Raw genomic sequence first — 26,676 nt, forward strand, 5'->3', positions numbered from 1 at the left:
TTTTGCACGTTTCAGCATCAGTCCATGGCTGCTGCGGGCGTTGCGTGAAACTGGCGCGCCTACGAGGTCTTTCGCGTCATCCTGACCGCGAAGATTTTCTCCGCTCTCGACGCAGGCAGCGGAGGAGACGAGCACATTCTAAGGGAAGAGGAGACGGAAACATGGAAAAGCTGGAAAAGCTTCGGGCGCTTCTTGACGAGCAGCATATCGACGGGCTGTTAGTAACAAACGGCTGCAACCGCCGCTATTTGACCGGGTTTACTGGCACGGCCGGTGCTGTACTTGTCAGCCGTCAAGGGGCGGTGTTGATTACGGACTTCCGCTACGTCGAACAAGCATCGAGGCAAGCCCAATGGTTTGAAGTCGTCCAGCACAGCGGGCCGATCATCGAAGAAATTGCCAATCAGGTGAAGCGGCTTGGCATCAAGAGGCTTGGCTTTGAGCAAGAACATGTCACCTATGCCGCATACAAGTCATATGAAGAAGCCATCCGCACTGAACTCGTGCCGACGTCCGGGCTGGTGGAAAAATTGCGCTTGATTAAGTCAGAGGCAGAGATTAAGATATTAAAGGAAGCAGCAGAAATCGCCGATGCGGCGTTTTCGCACATTTTGTCGTTCATCCGTCCAGGCGTTAAAGAAATCGAAGTGGCGAATGAGCTGGAATTTTTTATGCGCAAGCAAGGGGCGTCTTCGTCCTCGTTTGATACGATCGTGGCCTCCGGATATCGGTCGGCGCTGCCGCATGGCGTGGCATCGGAGAAGACGATTGAGCGCGGCGAACTCGTGACGCTGGATTTTGGGGCCTATTACAAAGGGTATTGTTCCGATCTCACCAGAACGGTCGCCGTCGGCGACATCAGCGCCGAACTGAAAACGATTTATGATATCGTCCTTGAGGCGCAGCAACGCGGCATGAACGGGCTGAAAGCGGGCATGACCGGCAAAGAGGCTGATGCGCTCACGCGCGATTACATCCGCGAAAAAGGGTATGGCGACTATTTCGGCCATTCGACCGGTCATGGGATTGGGTTGGAAATTCATGAAGGACCGACGCTTTCGTTCCGTTCCGATGTCGTGCTCGAGCCAGGAATGGTCGTCACTGTTGAGCCGGGCATTTACATTCCGGGGCTTGGCGGGGTGCGCATCGAGGACGATGCGGTCATCACCGCTGATGGGAACGAAGCGCTCACCCATTCGCCAAAAGAACTGATCATTTTATAATGGATTGCGTGAGGAGGATTTCGGCTGATGATTTCAGTCAACGATTTTCGCACAGGACTTACGATTGAGGTGGACGGCGACATTTGGCGCGTCCTTGAGTTCCAACACGTCAAGCCGGGCAAGGGGGCGGCGTTCGTCCGTTCGAAGCTTCGCAATTTGCGCACCGGGGCCATTCAAGAGCGGACGTTCCGCGCCGGCGAAAAAGTAAACCGGGCGCAAATCGACACGCGCAAAATGCAATATTTGTACGCCAACGGCGACCAACACGTTTTTATGGATATGGAAACGTACGAACAAATCGAGCTGCCGGCAAAACAAATCGAGCATGAACTGAAGTTCTTGAAAGAAAATATGGAAGTATTTATTATGATGTACCAAGGCGAAACGATCGGCGTCGAGCTGCCGAACACCGTCGAGTTGAAGGTGGTCGAAACGGAACCAGGCATCAAAGGCGACACTGCTTCCGGCGGTTCGAAACCGGCCAAGCTCGAAACCGGCCTCGTCGTTCAAGTGCCGTTTTTCGTCAACGAAGGCGACACGCTCATCATTAATACGGCCGACGGCACGTACGTTTCGCGGGCGTAAGCGCAAGCCCGACAGGCACCGTCTCGGACACCTTCCGGGGCGGTGTTTTTTATGCGCAAAATGGGCGCCGTATTGCTCTCCCCCATCGTTTTCCTCAGTAAAAACTTCTTCTGAAACGGCTTGTTTTCGCATACGTTTGTACTAATCGATCCCATTTGGCAAAACAGGAGGGGAACATGAAACATTGGCTGCGATCGATCGATCCGTCCGTTATGGCCATGGCTGGCATGCGGATGGTGTCCGCGTTCATTGAACTGAGCGCGGCGCTGTTGATGCTTGTGTTCAATGACGTGAAAAAAGCGCTTGCCGTTAATGCCGCGCTTGCTGTCGTCGGTCCAACCGTCATGATGGTGACCATGGCGATTGGACTGCTTTCGCTTGCGGACGAGCTCTCGTTTTCCCGGCTCGGGCTTGTGGCGCTCGGGATAGCGCTCATTTTGTTCGCGATTTACAAGTAAGGCATAAACGGTGCATTCCGCCCATACATATGAACTAGTCCACAAGAAAAGGGGGAGGGCCATGGAAGCGGTGTGGGGAATTTTGCCGAAAACGGTCGCCGCCGCGTTGCAGCACCATCTTCCTTCATGCCGACGCGGAATTGAAGAAATCCGCATCCGCGTCTCCCGGCCGCTTGAGGTGATCGTCGACGGAACGGCCCGGTTGCTGCCGTATGAAGTGACGAAAGAAGACGCTGTGCAGTTGCTCAATAAATTGAGTCATTATTCGATCTATGCCATCGAAGAAGAGTTGAAGCGCGGATTTATGACGATTGAAGGGGGGCATCGCGTTGGGCTGGCCGGCAAGGTCATTATGGAAGGCGGGAAAGTGAAAGCGATCCGCGATGTTTCCTCGTTTAACATTCGCATCGCCAAGGAACAGATCGGCATCGCCGAGCCGCTGATTCCGTATGTGTACGACGGCCGCTGGCGCCATACGATGATCATCGGCTCGCCGCAGACGGGAAAAACGACGCTCCTGCGCGATGCCGCGCGCCTGATTAGCAGCGGGACGGGGCGCATTCCGGCGCAAAAGGTGGCGATCGTTGACGAACGTTCGGAAATCGCTGGCTGTGTGAAAGGGATTCCTCAGTTTTCGTTCGGCCCGCGCCTTGACGTGTTGGACGCCTGCCCGAAAGCGGAAGGGATGATGATGATGATCCGCTCGATGAGCCCTGATGTCATGATTGTCGACGAAATCGGGCGCGAGGAGGACAGCGAGGCAGTGCTTGAAGCGGCCAATGCTGGCGTCTCTGTATGGACGACTGTGCACGGCCGCAACATCCAAGACGTCTGGCAGCGTCCGACGCTCGGCCCGGTGATGGAACAAAAGGTGTTTGAACGGTTTATTGAGCTGACGAACATTCCCCATCCTGGCTCAATCCGACGCATTCTCGACGCTGGTGGAACGGTGCTGTATGAACGGGCGGTGGTTCATCGATGAAATGGTTTGGCGCTCTGTTGATTCTCTCCGCCTCAACATGGCTTGGGTTTGCCGCTGCCCGCGTGTTGCACGAGCGGCCGCGCCAGCTCCGCCAGCTGAAAGCGGCGCTGAGGGCGCTTGAGGCGGAAGTGATGTATGGCCATACGCTGCTTGCCGACGCCGCTATGCATCTCGCCCGGCAAACAGCCGCCCCCTTGTCCGAATTGTTCGAGCGGTTTGCCGCCGCGTTATGCACAGAAGAAACGAGCGCCGCCGAAGCATGGGAAAAAAGCTTGCGAGCCGTATGGGGAAAAACCGCTCTAAAGCAAGGTGAATTTGAAGTGATGAAACAATTTGGCGCCACGCTTGGCCAATACGACCGGCTCACCCAGCAAAGGCAAATCGCGCTGGCGCTCGCCCATCTTGAGCGGGAGGAAGCGGAAGCGCTAGACAACCAGGCGCGCTACGCCAAGATGGCGAAAAGTTTAGGCGTGTTGGCCGGCCTGCTGCTCGTCATTTTACTCATGTAGACAGGAGGCAGAATCATGGGCATCGATGTCGATCTCATTTTGAAAATCGCCGGCGTCGGCATCGTCATCGCGTTTTTGCATACGGTGCTTGACCAGATGGGGCGGAAAGAATACGCCCAATGGGTGACGCTGCTTGGCTTTATTTATATTCTGTTTATGGTCGCCTCAATCGTCAGCGATTTGTTTCAAAAAATTAAAGACGTTTTTCTGTTCCGCGGGTAGGGGGGATCGGCCATTGACATTTTGCAAATCGTCGGCCTCGGGTTGATTGCGACGTTTTTGGTCGTGCTGCTGCAGGAACAAAAGTCGAATCTCGCCTTTTTGTTGACCGTGTTTGTGGGCTGCACCATTTTTCTGTTGTTGGTCGATCAAATCAGCAGCATTTTGGCGATGTTGCGAAAAATGGCGGAAGGCGCCCATATTCAGATGGTGTATTTAGAGACGATGCTGAAAATCATCGGCATTGCCTACATTGCCGAGTTCGCCGCGCAAATTTCCAAAGACGCCGGCCAAGGGGCGATCGCCGCCAAAATTGAGCTCGGCGGCAAAATCGTCATTTTGGCGCTGGCTGTTCCGATTTTGACCGCGATCATTGAAGCGGTCATCGGCCTCATCCCGTCGGCGCGCTAAAGGAGGGAACGGATTGAAGCGAACAGCGTTCCTTATTGTCGGGCTGATTTCTCTCTTTTTTTGTCCGTTGGTCGTACAAGCCGCAAGCGATGGACCGTCGGTCAGCGAGCAGCTTGCTCAGCTCGATGTGAGCGATATCCGCCGCTATTGGGAAACGATCGTCAGCGAGTATGGCGGGTTTTTGCCGGAAAGCGAGAAAGGGCCGCTCACCGATTTTTTAAGCGGCGACAAGCAATGGTCGCCGGCTGAATGGCTGAAGGCGCTCGCCCGCTATTTGTTTTATGAACTGCAGGTGAACGGCAAACTGCTCGGCACGCTCATTTTGCTTGCTGTCTTCAGCACGGTGCTGCAATCGCTGCAAAATGCATTCGCTCAGCAGGAAGTAAGCAAAATCGCCCAGGCGGTCGTCTATATGGTGCTCTTGTTGATAGCCTTAAACAGCTTTCGCCTCGCGGCGGATTATGCGCTTGAGGCGGTGCGGACGATGAGCCATTTCATCATCGCCCTCGTTCCGCTGCTGCTCGCCCTGCTCGCCACTTCCGGCGGGGTCGCATCGGCGGCGTTTTTCCACCCGCTCATTTTGTTTGTGATGAACACCACCGGCACGATCGTTGAATACGTCACCTTGCCGCTTTTGCTTCTGGCTGCGCTGCTTTCTGTCGTCAGCACGCTCAGCGACCGTTACAAGGCGACTCAGCTCGCCGATTTGTTCAACAAAGCTGCCCTCGGTTTGCTCGGTCTCATTTTGACCGTGTTCCTTGGCGTCATGTCCGTGCGCGGAGCGACAGCGGCCGTGGCTGACGGCGTAGCGCTTCGGGCGGCGAAATTTGTCACCGGCAATTTCATCCCGGTCGTCGGCAAGCTGTTCACCGATGCCGCCGATACGGTCGTCGCCGCTTCCATGCTGTTGAAAAATACTGTCGGGTTGGTCGGGGCGGCGATTTTGCTAATGATCGCCATCTTTCCAGCGGTGAAAATTTTCGCCGTCGTCATCGTCTACAAACTATCGGCTGCTCTTCTGCAGCCGCTTGGCGGCGGACCGGTATTGTCCTGCCTCAACATCATCGGCAAAAGCATCGCCTACGTGCTGGCGGCGCTGCTCATTGTGTCGCTCATGTTTTTCTTAAGCCTCACCGTCATGGTGATGGCCGGGAACATTACGATGATGGTCCGCTAGGGGGAGCGCTATGCAGCTAGTCATTGAGTGGGTGACAAACATCATTTTGTTTTTGTTGTTTGCTGTCATCATCGATTTTTTGCTACCGTCGGGGACGATGCAAAAATACGTGAAAATGGCTGTCGGGCTTATGCTCGTTCTCGTGATGCTTGCTCCGGTGCTCCGGCTCGCTTCCGTTGATCCCGAGCAGCTCATCGCGTCGGCGCTCGTCCATTTTTCCAACGGTCGTGAGGGGGAAGAGGCAATAAAAAATCAAATCGAACAGCAGAAAAAAGAAATACAAGCCTCGCAACGCGCATATATTTTAAAACAAATGGCTGTCCAGCTCGAAAACGATGTCAATGAGGAGTTGATGGAAAAGTATGGGCTGAAAGCGGATGTCAACGTTTACGCCAAGCCAGGCGACGACTGGCGCATGCCGGATGACATCAAGACGATTGAGGTCGTCCTTTCGAAACAGAAGTCATCCGGTTCGGTGGAACCGGTTGTCATCGATACGACGAAGCCGCCGGCTTTGCCGGAGGGCGATGCTTCGCTGGCAGAGGAGGTGCGCGCTTTTCTCGCCGGCCGATGGGAAATCGATGAAGATAAAATTGACGTGCAATTTAGGGGGAGGGAATAGGGGGGATGCTGCCGCACATCAAACGGCTCTTTTCTTCATCACCGAAAGACGGGGGAGGAGAAGGAGCGCAGAAAAAATGGCCGTTTTCGTACGTCATCGTCCTGCTGTTGGCCGGGGTCGCCTTGATGGCGGCAAGCCATTGGACGAACAATGGGGAGGAGGCTGCATCAAAATCTTCCGCCGGGCATCCGTCCGCTCCAGCCGAGCCGGCATTCCTGGCAAGCAAGGAGACGAAGGAAAAAGTGATCGCCGCCTATGAGGAGCGGTACGAAAAAGAACTGAAAGCCGCGCTCGAGGCGATTGAAGGGGTGGACGATGTCACCGTCGTCGTCAATCTCGATTCAACGGAGCTGAAACTGTACGAGAAGAAGCGTTCCACCCAACAGCAAACGACCGAAGAGAGCGACAAGGAAGGCGGGAAGCGGACGATCGAAAACGAGTCGACCAATGAAGAAGTCATCATTATTCATAACGGCGAAGAAGAAACGCCGCTTGTCGTCGCCACGAAAAAGCCGGACATCCGCGGCGTTCTCGTTGTCGCCAAAGGGGCGGACAATTTGCAAATCAAAAAATGGATCGTCGAGGCGGTGACGCGCGTGTTAAACGTTCCGAGCTACCGCGTCGCTGTCTTGCCGAAAAAATGACCGGGTAAGGGGAGGAGATCGGCATGTTGAAAAAACAAACCGTATGGCTGTTGACGATGTTGAGCTTGGTCGTTGTGCTGTCGGTCTATTACGTGACAGCGCCAAAAAATATGAACGACAGTCCGGCCTTTACCGCCAATAAGAAAACGGAAAAAGCAACCGATCAGCCGAGCGTCGCTGTCGAAGAGGCGAAAAAGCCGTCCGCGTCTGGCGGAACGGGCGACGACTTGTTTACAGCGCTGCGCATGAAAATTGAGGATGAACGGAGCCGGCTGCGCGATGAGCTGAACGCCATTGTCGCTTCAGCGAACGCGACGGCGGAAGAAAAAAATGAAGCGCTCGACAAAATTGAAAAATTGCAAGCATTGTCCGAAAAAGAAGCCACGTTGGAGACGCTCATCAAATCGAAAGGCGGTTATGAAGACGTGCTCGTGCGCGCCGATGACAACCAAGTGCGCGTGACGATCAAAGCGAAACAAAGCTCAGCTAAATCGGCGAATGAAGTCATTCATATGGTGAAAAAAGAAATACCCGATGCTGAATACGTGACGGTTGAGTTTCAGCCGGCTGGATGAACGCGCTGCTCTTTAGGGCAGCTTCTTTTTTGCGCAAAAGTCTTTTGTTTGTCCTACTGTTGTGTGTATAATCGTTATGAACACATTTGAAACCGCCTGCCAGGAACGGGCTGCACGATACTTGGAGAAAGGTGTGAGATCGATGAAAATTCAAGAAATCCGTGAATTGATCCGTTTGGTCGACCAGTCCTCGATTGACGAATTCGTATACGAACAAGGCGAAACAAAAGTACATATGAAAAAAGGAACGGCTGCTGTTGCCGTTGCGTCGGCTGCGGCCGCACAGACGGCGGTCGCGCCGCCGGCGCCTGCCGCTCCGGCAGCGGTCGAACCGGCTCCAGCTGCTCCCGTTCAAGCAGCGGCCTCGGAAGCGCCGGCACCGAAAGCGGAAACGCCGGTGGTCAAAGAAGCAAAGCCGGCTGTGGAAAGCAATTTGCATCAAATTACGTCGCCGATGGTCGGCACGTTCTACGCAGCGCCGGCGCCGGACAAGCCGCCGTATGTGAAGCCGGGCGACAAAGTGAAAAAAGATACGGTCGTTTGCATCATCGAGGCGATGAAGCTGTTTAATGAAATTGAAGCGGAAGTCGATGGCGAAATTGTCGAGGTGCTCGTGCAAAACGGCCAGCTCGTTGAATATGGCCAGCCGTTGTTTTTAGTCAAGCCTGAATAAGGGAGAGAACGGACGATGATCAAAAAAGTGTTGGTGGCGAACCGCGGGGAAATCGCCGTCCGCATCATCCGCGCCTGCCGCGAGCTTGGGATTGAGACGGTCGCTGTCTTTTCGCAAGCCGACCGCGACGCCTTGCACGTGCAGCTGGCTGATGAGGCGTACTGCATAGGGCCGACCGCTTCGAAAGACAGCTATTTAAATTTCACAAACATTATGACCGTCGCCACGCTGACTGGCTGTGACGCCATCCACCCCGGTTACGGGTTTTTGGCGGAAAATGAAGCGTTCGCCGAGCTGTGCCGTGAATGCAACGTGACATTTATCGGCCCAAGTCCGGAAGCGATTGCAAAAATGGGCATTAAAGACATCGCTCGCGAGACGATGCGCGAGGCGGGGGTGCCGATCGTGCCTGGGTCGCGCGGGATTATCGAAAGCCTTGATGAGGCGCGGGCGATTGCCGAAGAGATCGGCTATCCGGTCATCATTAAAGCGACGGCCGGCGGCGGCGGGAAAGGAATCCGCGTCGCCCGCGACGAAGGCGAGCTCGTCAAAGGCATCAACATCACCCAGCAGGAAGCGGCGACGGCGTTTGGCAACCCAGGCGTCTATATTGAAAAATATATCGAAGATTTCCGCCATGTCGAAATTCAAGTGCTCGCTGACTCGTACGGCAATACGATTCATCTCGGCGAGCGCGACTGCTCGATCCAGCGCCGGCTGCAAAAACTGGTCGAGGAAGCGCCGTCGCCGGCCCTTGACAACGAAATGCGCCGGAAGATGGGCGAGGCGGCGGTCAAGGCGGCGAAAGCGGTCAACTACACCGGCGCCGGTACGGTTGAATTTATTTATGACCACCGGAACAAACAATTTTATTTCATGGAGATGAATACGCGCATTCAAGTCGAGCATCCGGTCACTGAACTGATCACCGGCATCGATTTGGTCAAGGAGCAAATCCGCATCGCCGCCGGTGAAAAGCTGTCGATCACCCAAGAGGACGTCGCGTTTAACGGCTGGGCGATCGAGTGCCGGATCAACGCCGAAAATCCAGCGAAAAACTTTATGCCGTCGCCGGGGAAAATCGCCATGTACCTGCCGCCGGGCGGCCCGGGCGTGCGCGTCGATTCTGCCGCCTATCCAGGCTATACGATCCCGCCGTATTATGATTCGATGATCGCCAAATTGATCGTTCATGCGCCGACGCGTGCGGAAGCGATCGCCCGCATGCGACGGGCGCTTTCGGAGTTTATCATTGAAGGCATTCATACAACGATTCCGTTCCACATAAAATTAATGGAGCATGAGAAATTTCAAAGCGGTGAGTTTAATACGAAGTTTTTGGAGTTATATGATATTATGAAGGCGGAATAGGAGGTGCCTTATGTCTGAGCATGTTTTTGAAACAGAGCAAGCGTACCCGGCGCTTGGCAAGGTGGAAATTGCACCGGAAGTGATTGAGGTGATCGCTGGCATCGCGGCGTCAGAAGTCGACGGCATCGCGCAAATGCGCGGCAATTTCGCCGCCGGCGTCGCCGAACGGTTTGGAAAGAAACACCATGGAAAAGGCGTCAAGGTTGATTTGCGCGACGACGGCGTCGTCATCGATCTTTATTGCCTCGTCCAGTTTGGCGCATCGATTCCGAACGTGGCGAAAAAGGTGCAGGAAAATGTGCGCCAGGCGCTTTGGAACATGACCGGCCTCGAGGCGAGCGAAGTGAACGTTCATATCGTCGGCATCCAGTTTGAGGGCGGCAAGCAGGAACAAGGCGTGGTCGAACAGTGATCTCGCAAGGCAGTTGCTTTTTCGGCGGCTGCCTTTTGTTTTTTTGGACAAAGTTTGTTATTGTAATGAACGAGGCCGTTATGGCGCTGCCAACGGCAACACGAATGATTTGTGGGAAAAGGGTGGTTTTTTCCGAAAAATATGATATGATTTCATTGTGAATGTTCGTTTTTGGAAAGGGGGACCGCTATGAAGCGGCATGAAGCACGGGAAAAGGCGTTGCAGGCGCTGTTTCAAATCGATGTCGGACACATTCCTCCAGACGAGGCGCTCCACAATGTCACGGGCGGCGACATCGACCCGTTTTTGCGCCAGCTCGTCTTTGGCGTCGTCGAGCACCAGGAAGAGATTGACGAGCTGTTGCGCGCCAATTTGGAAAAATGGACGCTTGAACGTGTCGCCAACGTTGACCGCGCCATTTTGCGCATGGCGACGTACGAGATGAAATACGCCGATGATGTGCCGGTAAGCGTCAGCCTCGATGAGGCGGTCGAGCTGGCGAAAAAATTCGGCGATTGGAAATCCGGAAGTTTTGTCAACGGCGTGCTTTCGAAAGTGAAGGCGGCGCTGCAAAAATAAAACCGGCTGCATCGCGGGCTGATCTCGAATGATGAACGAGGAGAGGGGAACGAAACACGATGACAGCACAAATCATTAGCGGAACGGAGATGGCGAGAACGATTCGCACCGCATTGGCGGATCAAGCCGCACAGTTGAAAGCGGAGGGCGTTGAGCCGGGGCTGGCCGTCATTCTAGTCGGCGACGATCCGGCGTCGCATTCGTATGTAAAAGGAAAACAAAAAGCGTGCGCCGAGGTCGGCATTCGCTCGTTCCTTTACACGTTTCCAGCGGCGATCGACGAAGAGACGCTGCTTGCGAAAATCCGCGAGTTAAACGTCGATCCAGCGGTGCACGGCATTTTAGTGCAGCTGCCGCTGCCGGATCACATTTGCGAATGGTCGGTTATTGAAACGATCGCACCGGAAAAAGATGTCGATGGGTTTCACCCGATCAATGTCGGAAAAATGATGATCGGCCAACGGGCGTTTCTCCCGTGCACTCCGCATGGCATTTTAGTGATGGTGCAATCGGCCGGCATTGACATCGCCGGCAAGCACGTTGTCGTCGTCGGCCGAAGCAACATCGTCGGCAAACCGGTTGGCCAGCTGTTTTTGCACGAACATGCCACCGTCACCTACACTCACTCGAAAACGCCGGATTTGGCCGCCATCACTCGGCAGGCGGACATTTTGATCGTCGCTGTCGGCAAGGCGCGCCTCATCGGCCCGGAACACATCAAGCCCGGGGCGGTCGTCATCGACGTCGGCGTCAACCGGCTTGAGAACGGCAAATTGTGCGGCGATGTCGATTTTGACGCTGTAAAAGAAGTGGCTGGCTATATGACGCCTGTGCCGGGTGGAGTCGGGCCGATGACGATTACGATGCTCTTGCACAACACGATTGAAGCGGCACGGCAGCTGGCCGCAAAGTGAGGGCAGGATCAGTGGAAGTTAAATATGTGACGGTCGGAGCGCTGACGAAGTACATCAAACGCAAGTTCGATGTCGACCCGCATTTGCGCGATCTATGGGTGAAGGGCGAGATTTCGAATTTTAAGCAGCATTCGCGCGGCCATATGTATTTTACGTTGAAAGACAGCCAAGGACGCATTGCCGCCGTCATGTTCGCCGGCTACAACCAATATTTGCCGTTCCATCCTGAAGATGGGATGAACGTGCTCGCGCGCGGGGAAATTTCCGTGTATGAACCGAACGGCAACTATCAGCTTTATGTCAAAGAAATGCAGCCGGAAGGCGTCGGAAGCCTCTATTTAGCCTACGAACAGCTGAAGCAGCGGCTCGAGGCGGAAGGGCTGTTTTCGCCGGCCCATAAAAAGCCGCTTCCAGCCTTTCCTCGCTGCATCGGTGTTGTCACATCGCCGACTGGAGCGGCGGTGCGCGATATTATGACGACGATTCGCCGCCGCTATCCGCTCGCCAAAGTCATTTTGTTTCCAGCGCTCGTTCAAGGGGACGGGGCGGCGCCCTCCATTGTGCGCGCCATCGAACGGGCGAATGCGTTCGGCGGGGTTGATGTGCTGATTGTCGGCCGCGGCGGCGGCTCGATCGAAGAATTGTGGGCGTTCAATGAAGAAATCGTCGCCCGCGCCATCTTTGCCTCCAAAATTCCAATTATTTCCGCTGTCGGCCATGAAACAGATTTTACGATCGCCGACTTTGTCGCCGATTTGCGGGCGCCGACGCCGACGGCAGCAGCTGAGATGGCGGCGCCGCATGTTGGGGAGATCTCTAGGCGGCTCGTCGAGCGGAAATGGCGGCTCATCCGCGCCATGAAAGAGCGGCTTGCCGCTGATAAAGAGCAGCTTCGCCGGCTGCAAGGATCCTACGCATTCCGCTATCCCAAGCGGCTCTATGAACAAAAAGAACAGCAGCTTGATGCGTTGCTTGAGCGGCTTAGCCGCCAACGCGAACGGCTCGTCGACAAACACCGTCAGCGGCTGCATGAGCTTGACATGAGACTATGGCGGCATCATCCGGCTGCAGAGCTTGAACGGATGAAAGAACGGCAAAAGGCGGCCGCCAATGCGCTGGAAAAAGCGATGCGCACTGCGGTGGAGCGCCATCGGTTCCGCTTTCGCTCCAACCTCGCCCGGCTTGAGGCGCTAAGCCCCCTTCGCATCATGGAGCGGGGCTACAGCTTGGTGTACAATGAGCAGGGCGAGCTCGTGAAACGAACGAAACAGCTTCGAATCGGCGAGCATCTTTCCATTCAAGTTCAAGACGGACGAGTCGATTGTCAAGTGACGGGAGTGGAGGAGAGTACGGTATGAGCGAAGAAAAAGAGATGACGTTTGAAGAAGCGATGAAAAAACTGGAGGAAATCGTCGATAAGCTCGAGGAAGGGAACGTGCCGCTTGAGGAGGCGATCGCCTTTTTTCAAGAAGGCATGAAACTGTCCAAGCTTTGCCATGATAAATTGCAGCATGTGGAGAAACAGTTGGAGTACATGCTGCGCGAAGACGGCGAGCTTGTCCCTTTTTCGCCGGAGGAGGAGTGACAGGTGGTGCTGCTTTCGGTTGAACAGTTTCTCAACGAACAAAAACGGGCCGTCGAGGCGGCGCTTTCCTCCTATATGGCGCGGCTTCGTGGGCCGGAGACGCTGAAAAAGGCGATGGCCTACTCGCTTGAGGCCGGCGGCAAACGAATCCGCCCGCTTTTGTTGCTGGCGACCATCCAAGCGCTTGGCAAAGACCCGGCGATCGGTCTGCCAGTCGCTTGCGCCATTGAAATGATTCATACGTATTCGCTTATTCACGATGACTTGCCAAGCATGGACAACGACGATTTGCGGCGCGGCAAGCCGACCAACCATAAAGTGTTCGGCGAGGCAATGGCCATTTTGGCTGGGGACGCCTTGCTTACGTATGCGTTTCAATTGATCGCCGAGGTCGATAACGACCGCGTGCCGCCTCCCGTCCGTCTGCAGCTTATCGAGCAGCTCGCAAAGGCGGCCGGCCCGGAAGGCATGGTCGCTGGACAGGCGGCTGATATGGAGGCGGAAGGAAAAACGCTGGCGCTTGCGGAATTGGAATACATCCACCGCCATAAGACGGGGAAAATGCTGCAATACAGCGTGCACGCCGGCGCCCTGCTCGGCGGCGCCGATGGTCGGCAGACGCGCGAACTCAACGAGTTCGCCGCGCATTTAGGCCTCGCCTTTCAAATTCGCGACGATATTTTGGACATTGAAGGGACGGAAGAGAAAATCGGCAAGCGAGTCGGCAGCGACCATGACAACAAGAAAGTGACGTATCCGGCGCTGCTCTCGCTTGATGGCGCCAAAGAGAAGCTGACGTTTCATATTGATGCTGCGAAGCTCCATTTGCGGCAGGCTGGGGTGGATGGCGCTGTGCTTGCCTACATTTGCGAGCTTGTCGCGGTCCGCGATCACTGACTGATTCGGGGCGGCGGCCTCTTGTTCCCGTTGTTCGCTTTCCTTCGGGGCGGAGGCGGCCTTGTTTTTTTGGTTGTTTTCCGCCGGGCGGCCGCCGCAAGTTCTATAGAAGATACACCACAAAACGCGTCCTAGTGGTGACGGGCTGCGTTGGCGGGAAAAGTCGATTTTTCGCGCCGGATCATGTATAATAATACTACCTGTACGAGGAGAAACGGCTCGGAGAACGACAGAATGAAAGCGAGTGATCTTTGTTGGACTTGACAAAAATTGACCATCCGTGCGTTGTCAAAAACATGTCCATTCCTGAGCTGAAACGGTTAAGCGCCGAGATTCGGCGGTTTTTAATTGAGAAGTTGTCGAAAACGGGCGGACATATCGGCCCAAACTTAGGGGTTGTCGAGCTGACGATCGCCCTCCACCGCGAGTTCGACAGCCCAAAAGACAAGCTCATTTGGGATGTCGGACACCAGTCATACGTGCATAAAATTTTGACCGGACGCGCCGCTGCGTTCGACACGCTCCGCCAATACAAGGGGCTGTCCGGATTCCCGAAACGGAGCGAAAGCGAGCATGACGTGTGGGAAACGGGCCATAGCTCGACGTCGCTGTCGGCGGCGATGGGCATGGCGATTGCCCGTGATTTGAAAGGGACGGATGAATACATCGTGCCAATCATCGGCGATGGGGCGCTCACCGGCGGCATGGCGCTTGAGGCGCTCAACCATATCGGGCATGAGAAAACGGATATGATTGTCATCTTAAACGACAATGAAATGTCGATCGCCCCGAACGTCGGCGCGTTGCACAACATCCTCGGTCGGCTGCGCACCGCCGGCAAATACCAGTGGGTGAAAGATGAACTGGAGCTGTTGCTCAAGCGTATCCCAGCGGTCGGCGGCAAGCTGGCGGCGACCGCCGAGCGGTTGAAAGACAGCTTGAAATATTTGCTTGTCTCCGGCGTCTTTTTTGAAGAACTTGGGTTTACGTATTTAGGCCCGGTCGACGGCCACGATTTTGAGGATTTGCTTGAGAACTTGCGCTATGCGAAGAAGATGAAAGGTCCGGTGCTTGTGCATGTCATCACGAAGAAAGGGAAAGGATACAGTCCGGCGGAAAACGACAAAGTCGGCACATGGCACGGCACAGGGCCGTACAAAATCGAAACCGGTGCTTTTGTCAAAACGAAAGAGGCCGGTCCGTCATGGAGCGCGCTTGTCAGCGAAACGGTGCGCCGGCTCGCCCGCACCGACCCGCGCATCGTCGCGATTACGCCGGCGATGCCGGTCGGCTCGAAGCTGGAAGGGTTCGCAAGCGAGTTCCCAGATCGGATGTTTGATGTTGGCATCGCCGAGCAGCACGCGACAACGCTCGCGGCTGGATTGGCGACGCAAGGGATGAAACCGTTTTTGGCCATTTATTCGACGTTTTTGCAGCGCGCCTATGACCAAGTCGTCCATGATGTATGCCGGCAAAACTTAAATGTCTTTTTCGCCATTGACCGTGCTGGGTTGGTCGGGGCGGACGGCGAAACGCACCAAGGGGTGTTTGACATCGCCTTTTTGCGCCATGTGCCGAACTTGGTGTTGATGATGCCAAAAGACGAAAACGAAGGACAGCACATGGTGTACACCGCCATCCGCTACGACGACGGGCCAATCGCCATGCGTTTCCCGCGCGGCAACGGGCTTGGCGTACCGCTTGATGAGGAGCTGAAAGAAATTCCAATCGGCACGTGGGAAGTGTTGCACAACGGCTGCGATGCGGCGATTTTGACGTTTGGCACGACGATTTCGATGGCGCTTAAGGCGGCTGACGAGCTGGCGAAAGACGGCATATCAGTGAAAGTCGTCAACGCCCGCTTTTTGAAGCCGATGGATGAAGCGATGCTTCACGAACTGCTTGAAAGCCGCCTGCCGATCTTAACGGTCGAAGAGGCGGTGCTGCAAGGCGGCTTTGGCAGTGCTGTGTTGGAGTTTGCTCATGATCATGGCTACCACGGAGCGGTCATCGAACGAATGGGCATCCCGGACCGCTTTATCGAACATGGAAGCGTCAGCGAGCTGCTCAATGAAATCGGGCTGACGTCGGCCCATATCATCGACCGCATCAAAACGATGGCGCCAAGAAAACAGAAAAGGGCTTGAGACATGAAAGGAAAAAAAGAACGGCTCGATGTGTTGCTTGTCGAACGAGGGCTGGCGGAAACGCGGGAAAAGGCGAAGCGAGCGATCATGGCCGGGCTTGTCTATTCAAACGACGTTCGACTCGATAAGCCCGGGGAAAAAGTGCCGGTTGACATTCCCCTTGAGGTGAAAGGCAACCCGCTTCCGTACGTCAGCCGCGGTGGGTTGAAACTGGAAAAAGCGTTGCGCGAGTTTCACATTCGCGTGGAAAATAAAATTGTTCTTGACATCGGCGCGTCGACCGGCGGTTTCACCGACTGCGCCTTGCAGCATGGAGCGAAGCTGACGTATGCCGTCGATGTCGGCTACAACCAGCTTGCCTGGAAGCTGCGTCAAGACGAGCGCGTCGTTGTGATGGAGCGGACGAACTTCCGCTACGTGACGCCGGATCAGTTTACGAAAGGGCTGCCGGAAGTAGCTGTCATCGATGTCTCGTTTATTTCGTTGCGGCTCATTCTGCCGGTCGTCAAGACGGTCATTGTGCAGGGCGGCGATGTGATTGCTCTCGTCAAGCCGCAGTTTGAGGCCGGCAAGGAAAAGGTCGGCAAAAAAGGGATTGTTCGTGACCCGAACATTCACGAGGAAGTGCTCGAATCGATTATTCAATTCGCCTGCGCGGAAGGATTCGATGTTTTGCACTTATCCTATTCGCCAATTACGGGCGGCGATGGCAACATTGAGTTTTTGCTTCACGCTGTTTATTCGGGAGAAAATCGCAAAGGGGAAAACCGTCTGCCGATGCCGATCGCACATATCGTACGTGAGGCGCACGCCCATTTGCGCGGCGACAGGACAGAGGGGCACGGCGAATAGCGGCGGGCGGGGAACAACAGCGTGGCATTTTGCAAGCAAAGAGGTGGCGCAATGTGAACAAAGGGCAAAGGCATATTAAAATTCGTGAAATCATTATGAACCATGACATCGAAACGCAAGACGAGCTTGTCGAACGGCTGAGAGAAGCTGGCTTTAACGTCACCCAGGCGACCGTCTCGCGCGACATTAAAGAAATGCAGCTCGTCAAAGTGCCGATGGCCAACGGCCGCTACAAGTACAGCCTTCCGTCCGACCAGCGTTTCAATCCGTTGCAAAAGCTGAAGCGGGCGCTTGTTGATGTGTTTGTGAAGCTTGACGGAACGGGCAACTTGCTCGTCTTGCGGACGCTGCCGGGCAACGCCCATGCCGTCGGCGTTTTGCTCGACAATTTGGATTGGAACGAAATCGTCGGTACGATTTGCGGCGACGATACGTGCCTAATCATCTGCCGTACGCCGAAAGATGCGGAAAAAGTATCCGACCAGCTGTTGTCCATGCTCTAGGCGAGGACCGGCCCCGCTTCCGTTCCACGTTCAAGGACGGAACGACAGGGTGGTCCTCGCTTGCAAACACGAACATATGTGCTATAATCAAAAGAGAAATCAATCGGACAGGCAAGGAGTGGTGAAATGCTCGCCGAGCTGTCGATTAAAAATTTCGCCATTATCGAGTCGCTCTCGTTGTCGTTCGACAAAGGGCTGACAGTGTTAACCGGCGAAACGGGAGCCGGCAAATCGATCATCATCGACGCGATTCATTTGTTGATCGGCGGACGCGGTTCCGCTGAATTTGTTCGCTTTGGAGCGGAAAAGGCGGAAATCGAAGGGCTGTTTTTGCTTGATGATGACCGCCATCCGTGTTGGCAAAAATGCGCGGACGTTGGCATCGACGCCAGCGACGGCATGATCGTGTTGCGCCGCGATATTTTGGCTAACGGCAAAAGCGTCTGCCGTATTAACGGCAAGCTCGTCACTACGGCGGTGCTGCGCGACATCGGGGCGACGCTTGTTGATATTCACGGCCAGCATGAACATCAAGAACTGATGGATCCGTCCCGCCATCTGCCGCTTTTAGACGAGTTCGGCGGCCTAGAGGCTGCAGAGGCGCTTGTCCGCTACCGCGCCGTCTATGAGCGGTATGAGGAGTTCGGAAACAAATTGAAAAAGCTGAGCGAAAATGAACAGCAAATGGCGCACCGGCTTGATTTGCTGACGTTTCAGCTGCGCGAAATCGAGCAGGCGGCGCTCGAGCCGGGCGAGGACGAGCGGCTGATGGAGGAAAAAGTTCGCATCGTAAATTTTCAAAAAATTTACACCGCGTTGCAGAAAAGCTATGAGGCACTCTCCGGAGAGGGACGCGGGCTTGATTCCATCGGGGAGGCGATGCGCCATCTCGATGATGTCGCAGGCATGGATGCAGCGCTCAAAGATGCGCATGAAACGACAGCGAACTGCTACTATTTGCTCGAGGAAGTCATGTACAAGCTGCGCGATCAAATTGAGGGGATGGAGTACGACCCAGAACGGCTCGATGCCATTGAAAGCCGTCTTGCGGAAATCGGGCAGCTCAAACGAAAATACGGGGCGACGATTGCCGATATTTTGCACTATGCCGAGACGATCGCCGAGGAAATCGAGACAATCGAAAATCGCGAAACGCATGTGCATGAGCTTAAGCAGCAGCTCGCTGCGGTGACGGACGAGTTGCTCACGGAGGCGAAAAACGTCACCGCTGTTCGGCAAACATATGCCCGGCGCCTGATTGAGCGCATTCATCAAGAACTGAAAGACTTGTACATGGACAAAACGAAATTTGACATCGTATTTGCCAAGCGCGAAGGATCGCTTGACGCCCCTTTGGTCGACGGCGTGCCGGTTAGGTTCCAAGAAGATGGCATCGATGTCGTCGAATTTTACATTTCGACGAACGTCGGCGAGCCGTTAAAACCGCTCGTCAAAGTCGCTTCCGGCGGGGAGCTGTCGCGCATTATGCTGGCGTTGAAAACGATTTTTTCCAAACATCAAGGAGTGACGTCGATTGTTTTTGATGAGGTCGACACCGGTGTCAGCGGACGCGTCGCTCAGGCGATGGCGGAAAAAATTTACCGCATCGCCAGCCAGTCGCAAGTGCTTTGCATTTCCCATCTGCCGCAAGTCGCGGCGATGGCGGACACGCACTTGTTGATCGCCAAAGAGACGGATGGGGAACGGACGAAGACGGTCGTGAGGAAGCTCAATGAGGAGGAGAAAGTGAAGGAAATCGGGCGGATGATTTCCGGCGTCGAGATGACGGAGCTGACGAAACGGCATGCCAAAGAGCTGTTGGAACTGGCGGCGAAAATGAAACATTGATTCCTGTTTCCTCTGTTCGTCGAAGGGAGGAGCATCCCTCTCAAAGAGGGCTGATGCCGCCTGCCTGCTCTGACTTGGCGCCCGCTCTCCTCAAGAGAACTACGGCGTTTCCATTAAAGATAAGCCAAAAGCCGTGCGGCTGTCCGGATGCAAGTCCATCCAATTCCGGGCAGCTTTTTTATCGGCAGGGCGATTATATTTTCCCCGGTTCAGGCAAAATTAAAACTGTAACCGTTTTTGCATGGTGTAGGCGGGAGCGAGGAGAGTGGACGACATTGAATAAAGAAACGGCGCGAAAAATCGCAGGAGTGCTTCTCCTTGGTATATTGACGGCCATCGCTTTTTCCAAACCGATGAAGGAATATTGGCAAATTCCAAAGCAGCTTGTCCTGTTTGAAGGCGATGCGGTTGAATTTTCTGCTGCTTCCCTTCCTGTGCAAGCGGCCGTCAATGACCGAAACGCTCCCGAAACGCTCAATATTGAGCGAAAAAACGGTTCTCTGTCTGTAAAGGCGAAACGCCGCGGACATGAAACGATGGTGTTGCAGGTTGCCGGAATGCCGATCAAGCAAGTGGATGTCAACGTGCTGCCGACGCTCAAAGTCATTCCCGGCGGACAATCGATCGGCGTCAAGCTCAATACCGTCGGCGTTCTTGTCGTCGGTTACCACCTTGTCGAAACCGAAAACGGGAAAAAATCGCCGGGAGAGGCAGCCGGCATTCAAGTCGGCGACATCATTATTGGCATTAACGGCCAAAAAATCGAAAACATGAGCGACCTCTCCCCTTTCATTGAGGAGGCCGGCAAAACGGGAAAACCGCTTCATCTAAAAATTCTGCGCGATCAGCACTCCATGACGGTGAAGCTCGTTCCGCTGAGAGATAAGCATGACGATGTGTACCGCATCGGCCTGTACATTCGCGATTCGGCCGCCGGCATCGGGACGATGACATTTTATGACCCCAAATCAAAAACATATGGCGCACTTGGCCATGTCATCTCTGACATGGATACGAAAAAGCCGATTGTCGTGCAAAACGGGCAAATTATGCGCTCGACTGTCACATCGATCGAAAAAGGGACGAGCGGCAATCCAGGTGAAAAATTAGCCCGCTTTTCCGACCGCGAAGAAGTGATCGGCACAATCACCACCAACAGCCCGTTTGGCATTTTCGGCAAGCTGATCAAACCACTGCCGAACGGTCCGTTCACAAAACCGATCCCGGTTGCCTTAGCGAACCAAGTGAAAGAAGGACCGGCAAAAATATTGACAGTGGTGGAAAACGACAAAGTCGAGCAGTTTGACGTGGAAATTGTCAGCATCATTCCGCAGAAATTTCCTGCGACCAAAGGCCTTGTGATTCGCGTAACTGACCCGCGCTTGTTAAAGAAAACAGGGGGCATCGTCCAAGGGATGAGCGGCAGCCCGATCATTCAGGACGGAAAACTCGTAGGCGCAGTGACGCACGTTTTCGTGAATGATCCGACATCCGGCTATGGCGTCCACATTGAGTGGATGCTGCAAGAGGCAGGCATCGATCTATACGGCAAACAAAAGAAAGCGAGCTGACAAAGTCGGCTCGCTTTTTCCCGGCAGCCAACATTCGATTCTTGCGTATATTTGGTGAAATGATGAATGATGATTTGGTCGCCATTCATCTCTTCCTGATCATCCCAAGGCCAATGTTTCGAAATGCTGTGAGCGGCTTGATTGGTTCCGCAATATTGGTTGGCAGCCACTAAAAATTTTTCAAAAAAGGCGGCAAAAATTTTGCCGGTTTGGCATAGATATTTGGTGAAACATCCGTTAAAATGAAAGGTGTAAAGATTTTTCGACAAACGCATCGCTGGTGAAAACGAATATTGTCTAATGAGCTCATTTTTTGTTATAATTTTTATTTTTTGAAAAATAAAAGGATTTTTTGCCGCTGTTGTCGAATGTACGTTAACGGAATGTTACATAGCAAGAAAAAGTGGGGGAGGACGATCGTTTTGAGCATTAAGGTGTGCATTGCCGATGATAACCGCGAATTGGTGACATTGCTTGACGAATATATCTCGAGCCAGCCGGACATGGAAGTGATGGGCACGGCGTATAACGGCCAAGACTGCCTTCATATGCTCGAGGAAAAGCGGCCGGATATTTTGCTTCTGGACATCATTATGCCGCACTTGGATGGGTTGGCTGTGCTTGAGAAAATCCGCGCAGGTTGTGAGCATCAGCCGAGCGTCATTATGCTGACGGCGTTCGGCCAGGAGGATGTCACGAAAAAGGCAGTGGAACTTGGCGCCTCCTACTTCATTTTAAAACCGTTCGACATGGAGAATTTGGTCCATCACATTCGGCAGATTCATGGCAAAACGGCGCCGATGGTCAGAAAAACCAGCTCTGCCTACCAGGCGCGCGACAACAAACCGAAAAATTTGGATGCCAGCATTACGAGCATCATCCATGAAATCGGCGTCCCGGCGCATATTAAAGGCTATCTGTACTTGCGCGAAGCGATCGCGATGGTGTATCACGACATCGAACTGCTCGGCTCCATCACGAAAGTGCTCTATCCGGACATCGCTAAAAAATACAACACGACCGCCAGCCGCGTCGAGCGCGCCATCCGCCATGCGATCGAAGTCGCTTGGAGCCGCGGCAACCTCGAATCGATTTCCTCGCTGTTCGGCTATACAGTGAGCGTCTCGAAAGCAAAGCCGACCAACTCGGAATTCATCGCCATGGTGGCGGACAAACTGCGGCTTGAGCATAAGGCATCGTAACGGAAAACGAATGATAGCCAAAGCGGCAAGACGCTCCGCATTGCGGGCGTCTTTTTTGCCGTTTGGCGGCTTGCTGGAGCGAAAAGAGGGGGAACACGGCTTGCGCCTGGTGTACAGAGGCGGCTTTACCGCCAAGGGCCAGACGGTTAAGATGGGTCGTTTTCCTTTTTCTCCAATTCCAGCAGCTTGTTCACCAAAATGTGCGGCGGCATATGCATGATTTGCTCGATCGGCACGCCGAGCGCTTTGGCCAGCTTTTGCGCCGTTTCCAGCGAAATTTTCAACGGCTGCATCATCTCACCTCGTTTGTTCATAGTATTAGTTTTAGTATAACGAACGGCCGCCGGTTTCGGCCAGTTCCTTGGCTGAACGGCGAATAAATGCGAAAGGAAGAAGGAAGAATGACATGGATTTTTGCCCATCGCGGGGCGGCGGGAACGCACCCGGAAAATACGATGGCGGCGTTTATCGAGGCGGAAAAAGTAGGGGCGGACGGCATTGAATTGGATGTGCAGCTCACAAAAGACGGCGAAATCGTCGTCATTCATGACGAAACGGTCGACCGGACGACGGACGGCAGCGGCTGGGTGAAAGCCATCACGTACCGCGAACTGCGCCGATTGAACGCGGCGGCGAAATGGAGAGGCAAGTATGGCCATTGTCCGATTCCGCATCTTGAAGAAGTGCTTGCTTGGCTGTCATCAACACGGATGGCGGTCAACATCGAGCTGAAAAATAGCCTCATCCCCTACGAAGCGCTTGAGCAAAAAACGATCGACCTCGTGCGCCGCTATGGGCTTGAGAAACGGACGATTTTGTCATCGTTCAATCATCATAGCATGCGCCTTTGCCGAACGCTTGCACCGGAAATCGAGACGGCGCTCTTGTACATCGAGCCGCTGTATGACCCATGGACGTATGTGCGCGCCATGAACGCCGACGGGGTGCATCCGCACTATCGGACGGTGACGGCGGAATTTGCCGCCGAAGCGCGGCGGCGCGGGGTGGCGGTCCGCCCGTTTACGGTAAATAAGCGAAATGTGATGAAAACGATGTTTGCTTATGGCGTTGACGCCGTCTTCACCGACTACCCGCGACAAGCGAAGCAATGGAAAGAGAAAACGCCTTAACGAGAGACGTTAAGGCATTTTTTGTTTGCCTTGAAATGGATGTTTCCCAATGCAAAGGCATCAACGTTTCGAGTCAAGGTGTTTTTCGTTTTCGTTGAAAACGCGCCTGCACTTTGTTGCGCTTCCGGTCGCGGTGCAGCAAAAAACCGCCGAGAAACGCCAGCCCGGCGGCAAACAGCGCGAGCCCGGCGAGAAATTGGAGCCATAAGGCAGAAAACAGCGGCCCGTTGATGCCAAACAACGCATCGCGCATCCATTTGATGCCAAGCGCCGCTCCAAGCCCGGGAATGACTAAAATCAACAGCGCAATCATTCGCCCCATCGCGATCGCGTTCCTTTCCGAAAAGAGTGGCCTTATCGACTATCATAGCGGTTATTGGGCGTTTGTCAAGGAAAGAGCCAATCAAGTATGATAAAAGTGTCTGCAAAAGTTGGCATACTATAAAGTGTGGTGGATGGACATGAAAAAAGTGATGATCATTGGGGCTGACTCGCGCGGCACATCGCTGTTGAAGCTGCTCCATGGAGCAGCAGGGTTCGAAGTCGTGGCGGTCGTGGATGTAGATGCACACGCTCCGGGATTGCAGCTGGCGAAAAAATGGGGCATTGCCGCCGCGAGCGACTGGCGTCCATGGATGGCCGAGCCGCTTGATTTGATCATTGAAACGACGGGTAAGGCGGATGTCCTGGAAGAAATCCGCCGACGGGCGCCCGAGGGGGCGAATATTGTTCCGAGCGCGGTCGCGCGGATGATGGCCGATCTCGTTGAGGAAAAAGAAAAGCTCATTGCCGAGCTGAAAAGTGAAGCGGCCCGACGCGCGCTCATCTTTCATTCGTCCCATGATGGCATGATTGTCGTTGATGAATATGCTTGCATTACCGATATGAATCCAAGCGCGGCGGAGCTGCTTGAAGTCGATAAAGACAAAGTGATCGGCAAGCATATTTTGACCGTTCTTCCGTCAAGCGGCTTGCCGCGCGTGCTCGAAACGAGGCAGACGGAGTTTCACCAAGAAGTGGAACTGGCCAATGGAAAAAAATTGATCACCACCCGCATCCCGATCATCGATGATAGTGGCAAACTGTTTGGAGCGCTCGCGGTATTCAAGGACATCACCGAGCTTGTCGCTTTGGCGGAAGAAATCACCGACTTAAAAGAAGTCCGCATGATGCTTGAAGCGATCATCCACTCGTCGGAAGAGGCGATTTCCGTCGTTGATGAAAACGGGAACGGCATTTTGATCAACCCAGCGTATACACGGCTCACCGGCCTGACGGAGGAAGACGTCATCGGCAAACCGGCGACGGCCGACATTGCGGAAGGGGAAAGCATGCACATGCAAGTATTGAAAACGCGTCGCCCGGTGCGCGGGGCGCGCATGAAAGTCGGCCCGAAAAACCGGGATGTCATCGTCAATGTCGCGCCGATCATTGTGGATGGTGTATTGAAAGGAAGCGTCGGTGTCATTCATGACGTGTCAGAAATTCAGCGGCTGACGGCTGAGCTCAATCGGGCGCGGCAAATCATCCGCACGCTCGAGGCGAAATATTCGTTTGCCGACATCGTCGGCGAGTCGGAAGAGATGAAGGTTGCCATCGAGCAGGCGAAGTTGGCGGCGAAAACGCCGGCGACGATTTTGCTGCGCGGGGAATCAGGGACGGGCAAGGAGCTGTTCGCCCACGCCATTCACAACGCGAGCGACCGAAAGTATAACAAGTTTATCCGCGTGAATTGCGCGGCCATTCCGGAAACATTATTGGAAAGCGAACTGTTTGGCTATGAGGAAGGAGCGTTTTCCGGTGCGCGGCGCGGCGGCAAGCGAGGGTTGTTTGAAGAAGCAAACAACGGAAGCATTTTCCTTGACGAAATCGGCGAGCTGTCGGCCAGCACGCAGGCGAAGCTGCTCCGCGTCTTGCAGGAGCGGGAGATCGTCCGCGTCGGCGGGACGAAGCCGATCCCAATCAACGTCCGTGTCATCGCTGCAACGAATGTCAACCTTGAAAAAGCGATTGCCGAAGGCGCCTTTCGTGAAGACTTATATTATCGGCTCAACCGCATGCCGATTTACATTCCGCCGCTGCGCGCCCGCAAGGAAGACATTCCGGCGCTTTGCCGGCATTTGATCCAGAAACTGAACCAAGATTACGGGCGCAACGTCGAAGGGGTGACGGATGAAGCGATGGCGCGGCTGCTTGCCTACGATTGGCCTGGCAATGTCCGCGAGCTCGAAAACGTACTCGGGCGGGCGATGATTTTCATGAAGTTTCATGAAGTGATGATCGATGCCGCGCATTTGCCGCCGCTCGCTTCGCCTTCGTCGGCGCCGGCGCCTCGACTGGAGATGGAAGAGGAGCTTCGGCCGCTTGGGGAAATGGTGAGCCGATACGAAGCGAGCTTGATTGAGCAGGCGCTTCGCCGCCATCGCGGCAATAAAACAGCGGCGGCCCGGGCGCTTGGCATTTCGGTGCGCAATTTATATTACAAGTTGGAGAAATACGGGCTTGACAAAAATAGCATGCAATAACTTGCGTGAATTGAAGAATGTTGCACACTTTTATTTTCGAAAGCAGTGTGTTAAAAGCGTTTTCATTTATAATGAGTTGGCACGGTTTTTGCATAAAAGATCGTGCCGCACGATTTGCAGAAAAGGTTGGTGCAGATGATGAAGCTTGAATCGTTAGTGGAAGAAGCAAGACAATGCCAGGACCGGACGGTGGCCGTGGCGGCGGCGGAAGATGAAGAAGTGATCGAAGCGGTGGCGATGGCGCTCGAACACCGTCTCGGACGCTTTGTGCTCTATGGCGATCGGGAGCGGCTCGGACGGCTGTTGAAGGAAAAAGGATGCACCCGCTTTTCCGACGTCGATGTCGTTCATGCGAATTCGATCGGGCAAGCCGCAGAGCTTGCCGTGCGCGCCGTCCATTTGAACGAGGCGGATGCGTTGATGAAAGGGCATGTGCCGACGGCGACACTGCTGAAAGCGGTCTTGAACAAGGAGTATGGGCTGCGCGCTGGAAAGGTGTTGTCCCATGTCGCGGTTTTCGAGGTGCCGGCGTTCGACCGGCTCGTCATCGTCACCGACGCGGCGATGAACATCGCTCCGGATTTGGAGCAAAAGGTGCAAATTGTCAACAACGCGGTCAGCGTAGCGCGTTCGATTGGCATTGAGCGCCCGAGAGTCGCGGCGTTGGCGGCGGTGGAGACGGTCAATCCGGCCATGCCGGCAACCGTCGATGCGGCCGCGCTCGCTATGATGCAAAAGCGGGGGCAAATCAGCGATTGCCTGCTTGACGGACCGCTCGCGTTAGACAACGCCGTGTCGATGGCGGCGGCGAAGCATAAGCGGATTGAAAGCGATGTGGCCGGACAGGCTGATATTTTGCTTGTGCCGGACATTGAATCCGGCAACATGCTGTACAAGTCGCTCGTCTATTTTGCGAAGGCCAACGTCGGCGCGGTCATCGCGGGGGCGAAGGCGCCGATCGTCTTGACGTCGCGCGCCGACTCGGCGGAAAGCAAACTGTATTCGTTGGCGCTTGCTGTTTGTTCAGCGGCAAAATGAAATAGATGGAGGAGGCCATCAGTG

General features: G+C 54.5%; 30 protein-coding genes. 28 read left to right on the plus strand and 2 right to left on the minus strand.

What is annotated here, in order from left to right:
- The first annotated feature begins 161 nt into the window (after positions 1 to 161).
- From LG52_RS03375 to spo0A, 25 genes are all read left to right on the plus strand, one after another.
- On the plus strand, positions 162 to 1,223 hold the full coding sequence (locus LG52_RS03375) for a M24 family metallopeptidase (protein ID WP_044730864.1): 1,062 nt from the start codon (positions 162 to 164) through the stop codon (positions 1,221 to 1,223).
- A 27-nt stretch (positions 1,224 to 1,250) separates the two neighbouring features.
- Positions 1,251 to 1,808 (plus strand): elongation factor P, encoded by a 558-nt coding sequence (gene efp / locus LG52_RS03380; protein WP_031408341.1) that lies wholly within the window; start codon positions 1,251 to 1,253, stop codon positions 1,806 to 1,808.
- Positions 1,809 to 1,984: 176 nt separating this feature from the next.
- The gene (locus LG52_RS03385; RefSeq protein ID WP_011231891.1) at positions 1,985 to 2,266 is read left to right on the plus strand and encodes a YqhV family protein; all 282 of its coding nucleotides are present in this window, start codon (positions 1,985 to 1,987) and stop codon (positions 2,264 to 2,266) included.
- A 61-nt stretch (positions 2,267 to 2,327) separates the two neighbouring features.
- Entirely contained in the window at positions 2,328 to 3,248 is a 921-nt protein-coding gene (gene spoIIIAA / locus LG52_RS03390) for a stage III sporulation protein AA (protein WP_044730865.1), read from the plus strand.
- Positions 3,245 to 3,757 (plus strand): stage III sporulation protein SpoIIIAB, encoded by a 513-nt coding sequence (spoIIIAB, locus tag LG52_RS03395; protein WP_044730866.1) that lies wholly within the window; start codon positions 3,245 to 3,247, stop codon positions 3,755 to 3,757. The genes spoIIIAA and spoIIIAB overlap by 4 nt, the downstream gene beginning before the upstream one ends.
- Before the next feature lie 15 nt (positions 3,758 to 3,772).
- The gene (spoIIIAC, locus tag LG52_RS03400) at positions 3,773 to 3,979 is read left to right on the plus strand and encodes a stage III sporulation protein AC (RefSeq protein WP_011231888.1); all 207 of its coding nucleotides are present in this window, start codon (positions 3,773 to 3,775) and stop codon (positions 3,977 to 3,979) included.
- Between the two features lie 21 nt (positions 3,980 to 4,000).
- Entirely contained in the window at positions 4,001 to 4,387 is a 387-nt protein-coding gene (gene spoIIIAD / locus LG52_RS03405) for a stage III sporulation protein AD (protein ID WP_012820577.1), read from the plus strand.
- Positions 4,388 to 4,400: 13 nt separating this feature from the next.
- Positions 4,401 to 5,564 carry a stage III sporulation protein AE gene (gene spoIIIAE, locus LG52_RS03410; protein ID WP_044730867.1) on the plus strand — a complete coding sequence of 388 codons (1,164 nt, stop codon included), beginning with the start codon at positions 4,401 to 4,403 and terminating at the stop codon, positions 5,562 to 5,564.
- A 10-nt stretch (positions 5,565 to 5,574) separates the two neighbouring features.
- Positions 5,575 to 6,186, plus strand: coding sequence for a stage III sporulation protein AF (gene spoIIIAF / locus LG52_RS03415; RefSeq protein WP_044730868.1), 612 nt, complete (start codon positions 5,575 to 5,577; stop codon positions 6,184 to 6,186).
- Positions 6,187 to 6,191: 5 nt separating this feature from the next.
- Positions 6,192 to 6,830, plus strand: a complete 639-nt coding sequence (gene spoIIIAG, locus LG52_RS03420) for a stage III sporulation protein AG (protein WP_044730869.1) — start codon at positions 6,192 to 6,194, stop codon at positions 6,828 to 6,830.
- Between the two features lie 23 nt (positions 6,831 to 6,853).
- Positions 6,854 to 7,405, plus strand: coding sequence for a SpoIIIAH-like family protein (locus LG52_RS03425; RefSeq protein WP_044730870.1), 552 nt, complete (start codon positions 6,854 to 6,856; stop codon positions 7,403 to 7,405).
- Between the two features lie 142 nt (positions 7,406 to 7,547).
- Positions 7,548 to 8,078: an acetyl-CoA carboxylase biotin carboxyl carrier protein gene (gene accB, locus LG52_RS03430; protein ID WP_044730871.1), complete on the plus strand. Its 531-nt coding sequence runs from the start codon at positions 7,548 to 7,550 to the stop codon at positions 8,076 to 8,078.
- Between the two features lie 15 nt (positions 8,079 to 8,093).
- Positions 8,094 to 9,449 carry an acetyl-CoA carboxylase biotin carboxylase subunit gene (gene accC, locus LG52_RS03435; RefSeq protein WP_044730872.1) on the plus strand — a complete coding sequence of 452 codons (1,356 nt, stop codon included), beginning with the start codon at positions 8,094 to 8,096 and terminating at the stop codon, positions 9,447 to 9,449.
- Positions 9,450 to 9,459: 10 nt separating this feature from the next.
- On the plus strand, positions 9,460 to 9,861 hold the full coding sequence (locus LG52_RS03440; protein WP_044730873.1) for an Asp23/Gls24 family envelope stress response protein: 402 nt from the start codon (positions 9,460 to 9,462) through the stop codon (positions 9,859 to 9,861).
- A gap of 189 nt (positions 9,862 to 10,050) precedes the next feature.
- On the plus strand, positions 10,051 to 10,440 hold the full coding sequence (gene nusB, locus LG52_RS03445) for a transcription antitermination factor NusB (protein ID WP_044730874.1): 390 nt from the start codon (positions 10,051 to 10,053) through the stop codon (positions 10,438 to 10,440).
- 59 nt (positions 10,441 to 10,499) lie between these two features.
- Positions 10,500 to 11,354, plus strand: a complete 855-nt coding sequence (gene folD, locus LG52_RS03450) for a bifunctional methylenetetrahydrofolate dehydrogenase/methenyltetrahydrofolate cyclohydrolase FolD (RefSeq protein WP_044730875.1) — start codon at positions 10,500 to 10,502, stop codon at positions 11,352 to 11,354.
- Positions 11,355 to 11,365: 11 nt separating this feature from the next.
- The gene (gene xseA, locus LG52_RS03455) at positions 11,366 to 12,712 is read left to right on the plus strand and encodes an exodeoxyribonuclease VII large subunit (RefSeq protein ID WP_044730876.1); all 1,347 of its coding nucleotides are present in this window, start codon (positions 11,366 to 11,368) and stop codon (positions 12,710 to 12,712) included.
- Positions 12,709 to 12,939, plus strand: coding sequence for an exodeoxyribonuclease VII small subunit (locus LG52_RS03460; RefSeq protein ID WP_044730877.1), 231 nt, complete (start codon positions 12,709 to 12,711; stop codon positions 12,937 to 12,939). Before xseA ends, LG52_RS03460 begins: the two co-directional genes overlap by 4 nt.
- Positions 12,940 to 12,942: 3 nt before the next feature.
- Positions 12,943 to 13,836, plus strand: coding sequence for a polyprenyl synthetase family protein (locus LG52_RS03465; protein ID WP_044730878.1), 894 nt, complete (start codon positions 12,943 to 12,945; stop codon positions 13,834 to 13,836).
- A 254-nt stretch (positions 13,837 to 14,090) separates the two neighbouring features.
- Positions 14,091 to 15,983 carry a 1-deoxy-D-xylulose-5-phosphate synthase gene (gene dxs / locus LG52_RS03470; RefSeq protein ID WP_044733073.1) on the plus strand — a complete coding sequence of 631 codons (1,893 nt, stop codon included), beginning with the start codon at positions 14,091 to 14,093 and terminating at the stop codon, positions 15,981 to 15,983.
- A 3-nt stretch (positions 15,984 to 15,986) separates the two neighbouring features.
- Entirely contained in the window at positions 15,987 to 16,835 is an 849-nt protein-coding gene (locus tag LG52_RS03475; protein WP_044730879.1) for a TlyA family RNA methyltransferase, read from the plus strand.
- A gap of 53 nt (positions 16,836 to 16,888) precedes the next feature.
- Positions 16,889 to 17,338 (plus strand): transcriptional regulator AhrC/ArgR, encoded by a 450-nt coding sequence (gene ahrC, locus LG52_RS03480; RefSeq protein ID WP_044730880.1) that lies wholly within the window; start codon positions 16,889 to 16,891, stop codon positions 17,336 to 17,338.
- Between the two features lie 126 nt (positions 17,339 to 17,464).
- On the plus strand, positions 17,465 to 19,186 hold the full coding sequence (gene recN, locus LG52_RS03485; protein WP_044730881.1) for a DNA repair protein RecN: 1,722 nt from the start codon (positions 17,465 to 17,467) through the stop codon (positions 19,184 to 19,186).
- Between the two features lie 275 nt (positions 19,187 to 19,461).
- Positions 19,462 to 20,757, plus strand: a complete 1,296-nt coding sequence (gene spoIVB, locus LG52_RS03490) for a SpoIVB peptidase (protein ID WP_044730882.1) — start codon at positions 19,462 to 19,464, stop codon at positions 20,755 to 20,757.
- 383 nt (positions 20,758 to 21,140) lie between these two features.
- Positions 21,141 to 21,959 (plus strand): sporulation transcription factor Spo0A, encoded by an 819-nt coding sequence (gene spo0A / locus LG52_RS03495; protein ID WP_197072022.1) that lies wholly within the window; start codon positions 21,141 to 21,143, stop codon positions 21,957 to 21,959.
- A gap of 146 nt (positions 21,960 to 22,105) precedes the next feature.
- On the opposite strand, the gene LG52_RS18685 is transcribed toward spo0A, so the two are convergent.
- A complete protein-coding gene (locus LG52_RS18685; protein ID WP_075261742.1) occupies positions 22,106 to 22,252 on the minus strand; it encodes a YycC family protein in 147 nt (48 codons plus the stop codon).
- A gap of 108 nt (positions 22,253 to 22,360) precedes the next feature.
- Between LG52_RS18685 and LG52_RS03500 the strand changes: the two genes are divergently transcribed.
- Entirely contained in the window at positions 22,361 to 23,089 is a 729-nt protein-coding gene (locus tag LG52_RS03500; protein WP_044730884.1) for a glycerophosphodiester phosphodiesterase, read from the plus strand.
- Between the two features lie 73 nt (positions 23,090 to 23,162).
- Here LG52_RS03500 and LG52_RS03505 read toward each other — a convergent pair whose 3' ends face one another.
- Entirely contained in the window at positions 23,163 to 23,411 is a 249-nt protein-coding gene (locus LG52_RS03505) for a DUF2627 domain-containing protein (protein WP_011231866.1), read from the minus strand.
- Between the two features lie 139 nt (positions 23,412 to 23,550).
- On the opposite strand from LG52_RS03505, the gene LG52_RS03510 reads away from it, so the two are divergent.
- The gene (locus LG52_RS03510; RefSeq protein ID WP_044733074.1) at positions 23,551 to 25,614 is read left to right on the plus strand and encodes a sigma-54 interaction domain-containing protein; all 2,064 of its coding nucleotides are present in this window, start codon (positions 23,551 to 23,553) and stop codon (positions 25,612 to 25,614) included.
- Positions 25,615 to 25,752: 138 nt separating this feature from the next.
- Complete coding sequence (yqiS, locus tag LG52_RS03515) at positions 25,753 to 26,652, plus strand: phosphate butyryltransferase (protein WP_044733075.1); 900 nt, start codon at positions 25,753 to 25,755, stop codon at positions 26,650 to 26,652.
- The last annotated feature ends 24 nt before the right edge of the window (positions 26,653 to 26,676 follow it).

This window comes from Geobacillus kaustophilus (genome assembly GCF_000948285.1).
Taxonomy (GTDB): domain Bacteria; phylum Bacillota; class Bacilli; order Bacillales; family Anoxybacillaceae; genus Geobacillus; species Geobacillus thermoleovorans_A.

Excerpts from the sequence above, each read along its gene's own strand:
- LG52_RS03375 (WP_044730864.1), top strand. The coding sequence starts at position 162 with ATGGAAAAGCTGGAAAAGCTTCGGGCGCTTCTTGACGAGCAGCATATC.
- efp (WP_031408341.1), top strand. The coding sequence starts at position 1,251 with ATGATTTCAGTCAACGATTTTCGCACAGGACTTACGATTGAGGTGGAC.
- LG52_RS03385 (WP_011231891.1), top strand. The coding sequence starts at position 1,985 with ATGAAACATTGGCTGCGATCGATCGATCCGTCCGTTATGGCCATGGCT.
- spoIIIAA (WP_044730865.1), top strand. The coding sequence starts at position 2,328 with ATGGAAGCGGTGTGGGGAATTTTGCCGAAAACGGTCGCCGCCGCGTTG.
- spoIIIAB (WP_044730866.1), top strand. The coding sequence starts at position 3,245 with ATGAAATGGTTTGGCGCTCTGTTGATTCTCTCCGCCTCAACATGGCTT.
- spoIIIAC (WP_011231888.1), top strand. The coding sequence starts at position 3,773 with ATGGGCATCGATGTCGATCTCATTTTGAAAATCGCCGGCGTCGGCATC.
- spoIIIAF (WP_044730868.1), top strand. The coding sequence starts at position 5,575 with ATGCAGCTAGTCATTGAGTGGGTGACAAACATCATTTTGTTTTTGTTG.
- spoIIIAG (WP_044730869.1), top strand. The coding sequence starts at position 6,192 with ATGCTGCCGCACATCAAACGGCTCTTTTCTTCATCACCGAAAGACGGG.
- LG52_RS03425 (WP_044730870.1), top strand. The coding sequence starts at position 6,854 with ATGTTGAAAAAACAAACCGTATGGCTGTTGACGATGTTGAGCTTGGTC.
- accB (WP_044730871.1), top strand. The coding sequence starts at position 7,548 with ATGAAAATTCAAGAAATCCGTGAATTGATCCGTTTGGTCGACCAGTCC.
- accC (WP_044730872.1), top strand. The coding sequence starts at position 8,094 with ATGATCAAAAAAGTGTTGGTGGCGAACCGCGGGGAAATCGCCGTCCGC.
- LG52_RS03440 (WP_044730873.1), top strand. The coding sequence starts at position 9,460 with ATGTCTGAGCATGTTTTTGAAACAGAGCAAGCGTACCCGGCGCTTGGC.
- nusB (WP_044730874.1), top strand. The coding sequence starts at position 10,051 with ATGAAGCGGCATGAAGCACGGGAAAAGGCGTTGCAGGCGCTGTTTCAA.
- folD (WP_044730875.1), top strand. The coding sequence starts at position 10,500 with ATGACAGCACAAATCATTAGCGGAACGGAGATGGCGAGAACGATTCGC.
- LG52_RS03460 (WP_044730877.1), top strand. The coding sequence starts at position 12,709 with ATGAGCGAAGAAAAAGAGATGACGTTTGAAGAAGCGATGAAAAAACTG.
- LG52_RS03475 (WP_044730879.1), top strand. The coding sequence starts at position 15,987 with ATGAAAGGAAAAAAAGAACGGCTCGATGTGTTGCTTGTCGAACGAGGG.
- recN (WP_044730881.1), top strand. The coding sequence starts at position 17,465 with ATGCTCGCCGAGCTGTCGATTAAAAATTTCGCCATTATCGAGTCGCTC.
- spo0A (WP_197072022.1), top strand. The coding sequence starts at position 21,141 with ATGTTACATAGCAAGAAAAAGTGGGGGAGGACGATCGTTTTGAGCATT.
- LG52_RS18685 (WP_075261742.1), bottom strand. The coding sequence starts at position 22,252 with ATGCAGCCGTTGAAAATTTCGCTGGAAACGGCGCAAAAGCTGGCCAAA.
- LG52_RS03500 (WP_044730884.1), top strand. The coding sequence starts at position 22,361 with ATGACATGGATTTTTGCCCATCGCGGGGCGGCGGGAACGCACCCGGAA.
- LG52_RS03505 (WP_011231866.1), bottom strand. The coding sequence starts at position 23,411 with ATGGGGCGAATGATTGCGCTGTTGATTTTAGTCATTCCCGGGCTTGGA.
- LG52_RS03510 (WP_044733074.1), top strand. The coding sequence starts at position 23,551 with ATGAAAAAAGTGATGATCATTGGGGCTGACTCGCGCGGCACATCGCTG.
- yqiS (WP_044733075.1), top strand. The coding sequence starts at position 25,753 with ATGAAGCTTGAATCGTTAGTGGAAGAAGCAAGACAATGCCAGGACCGG.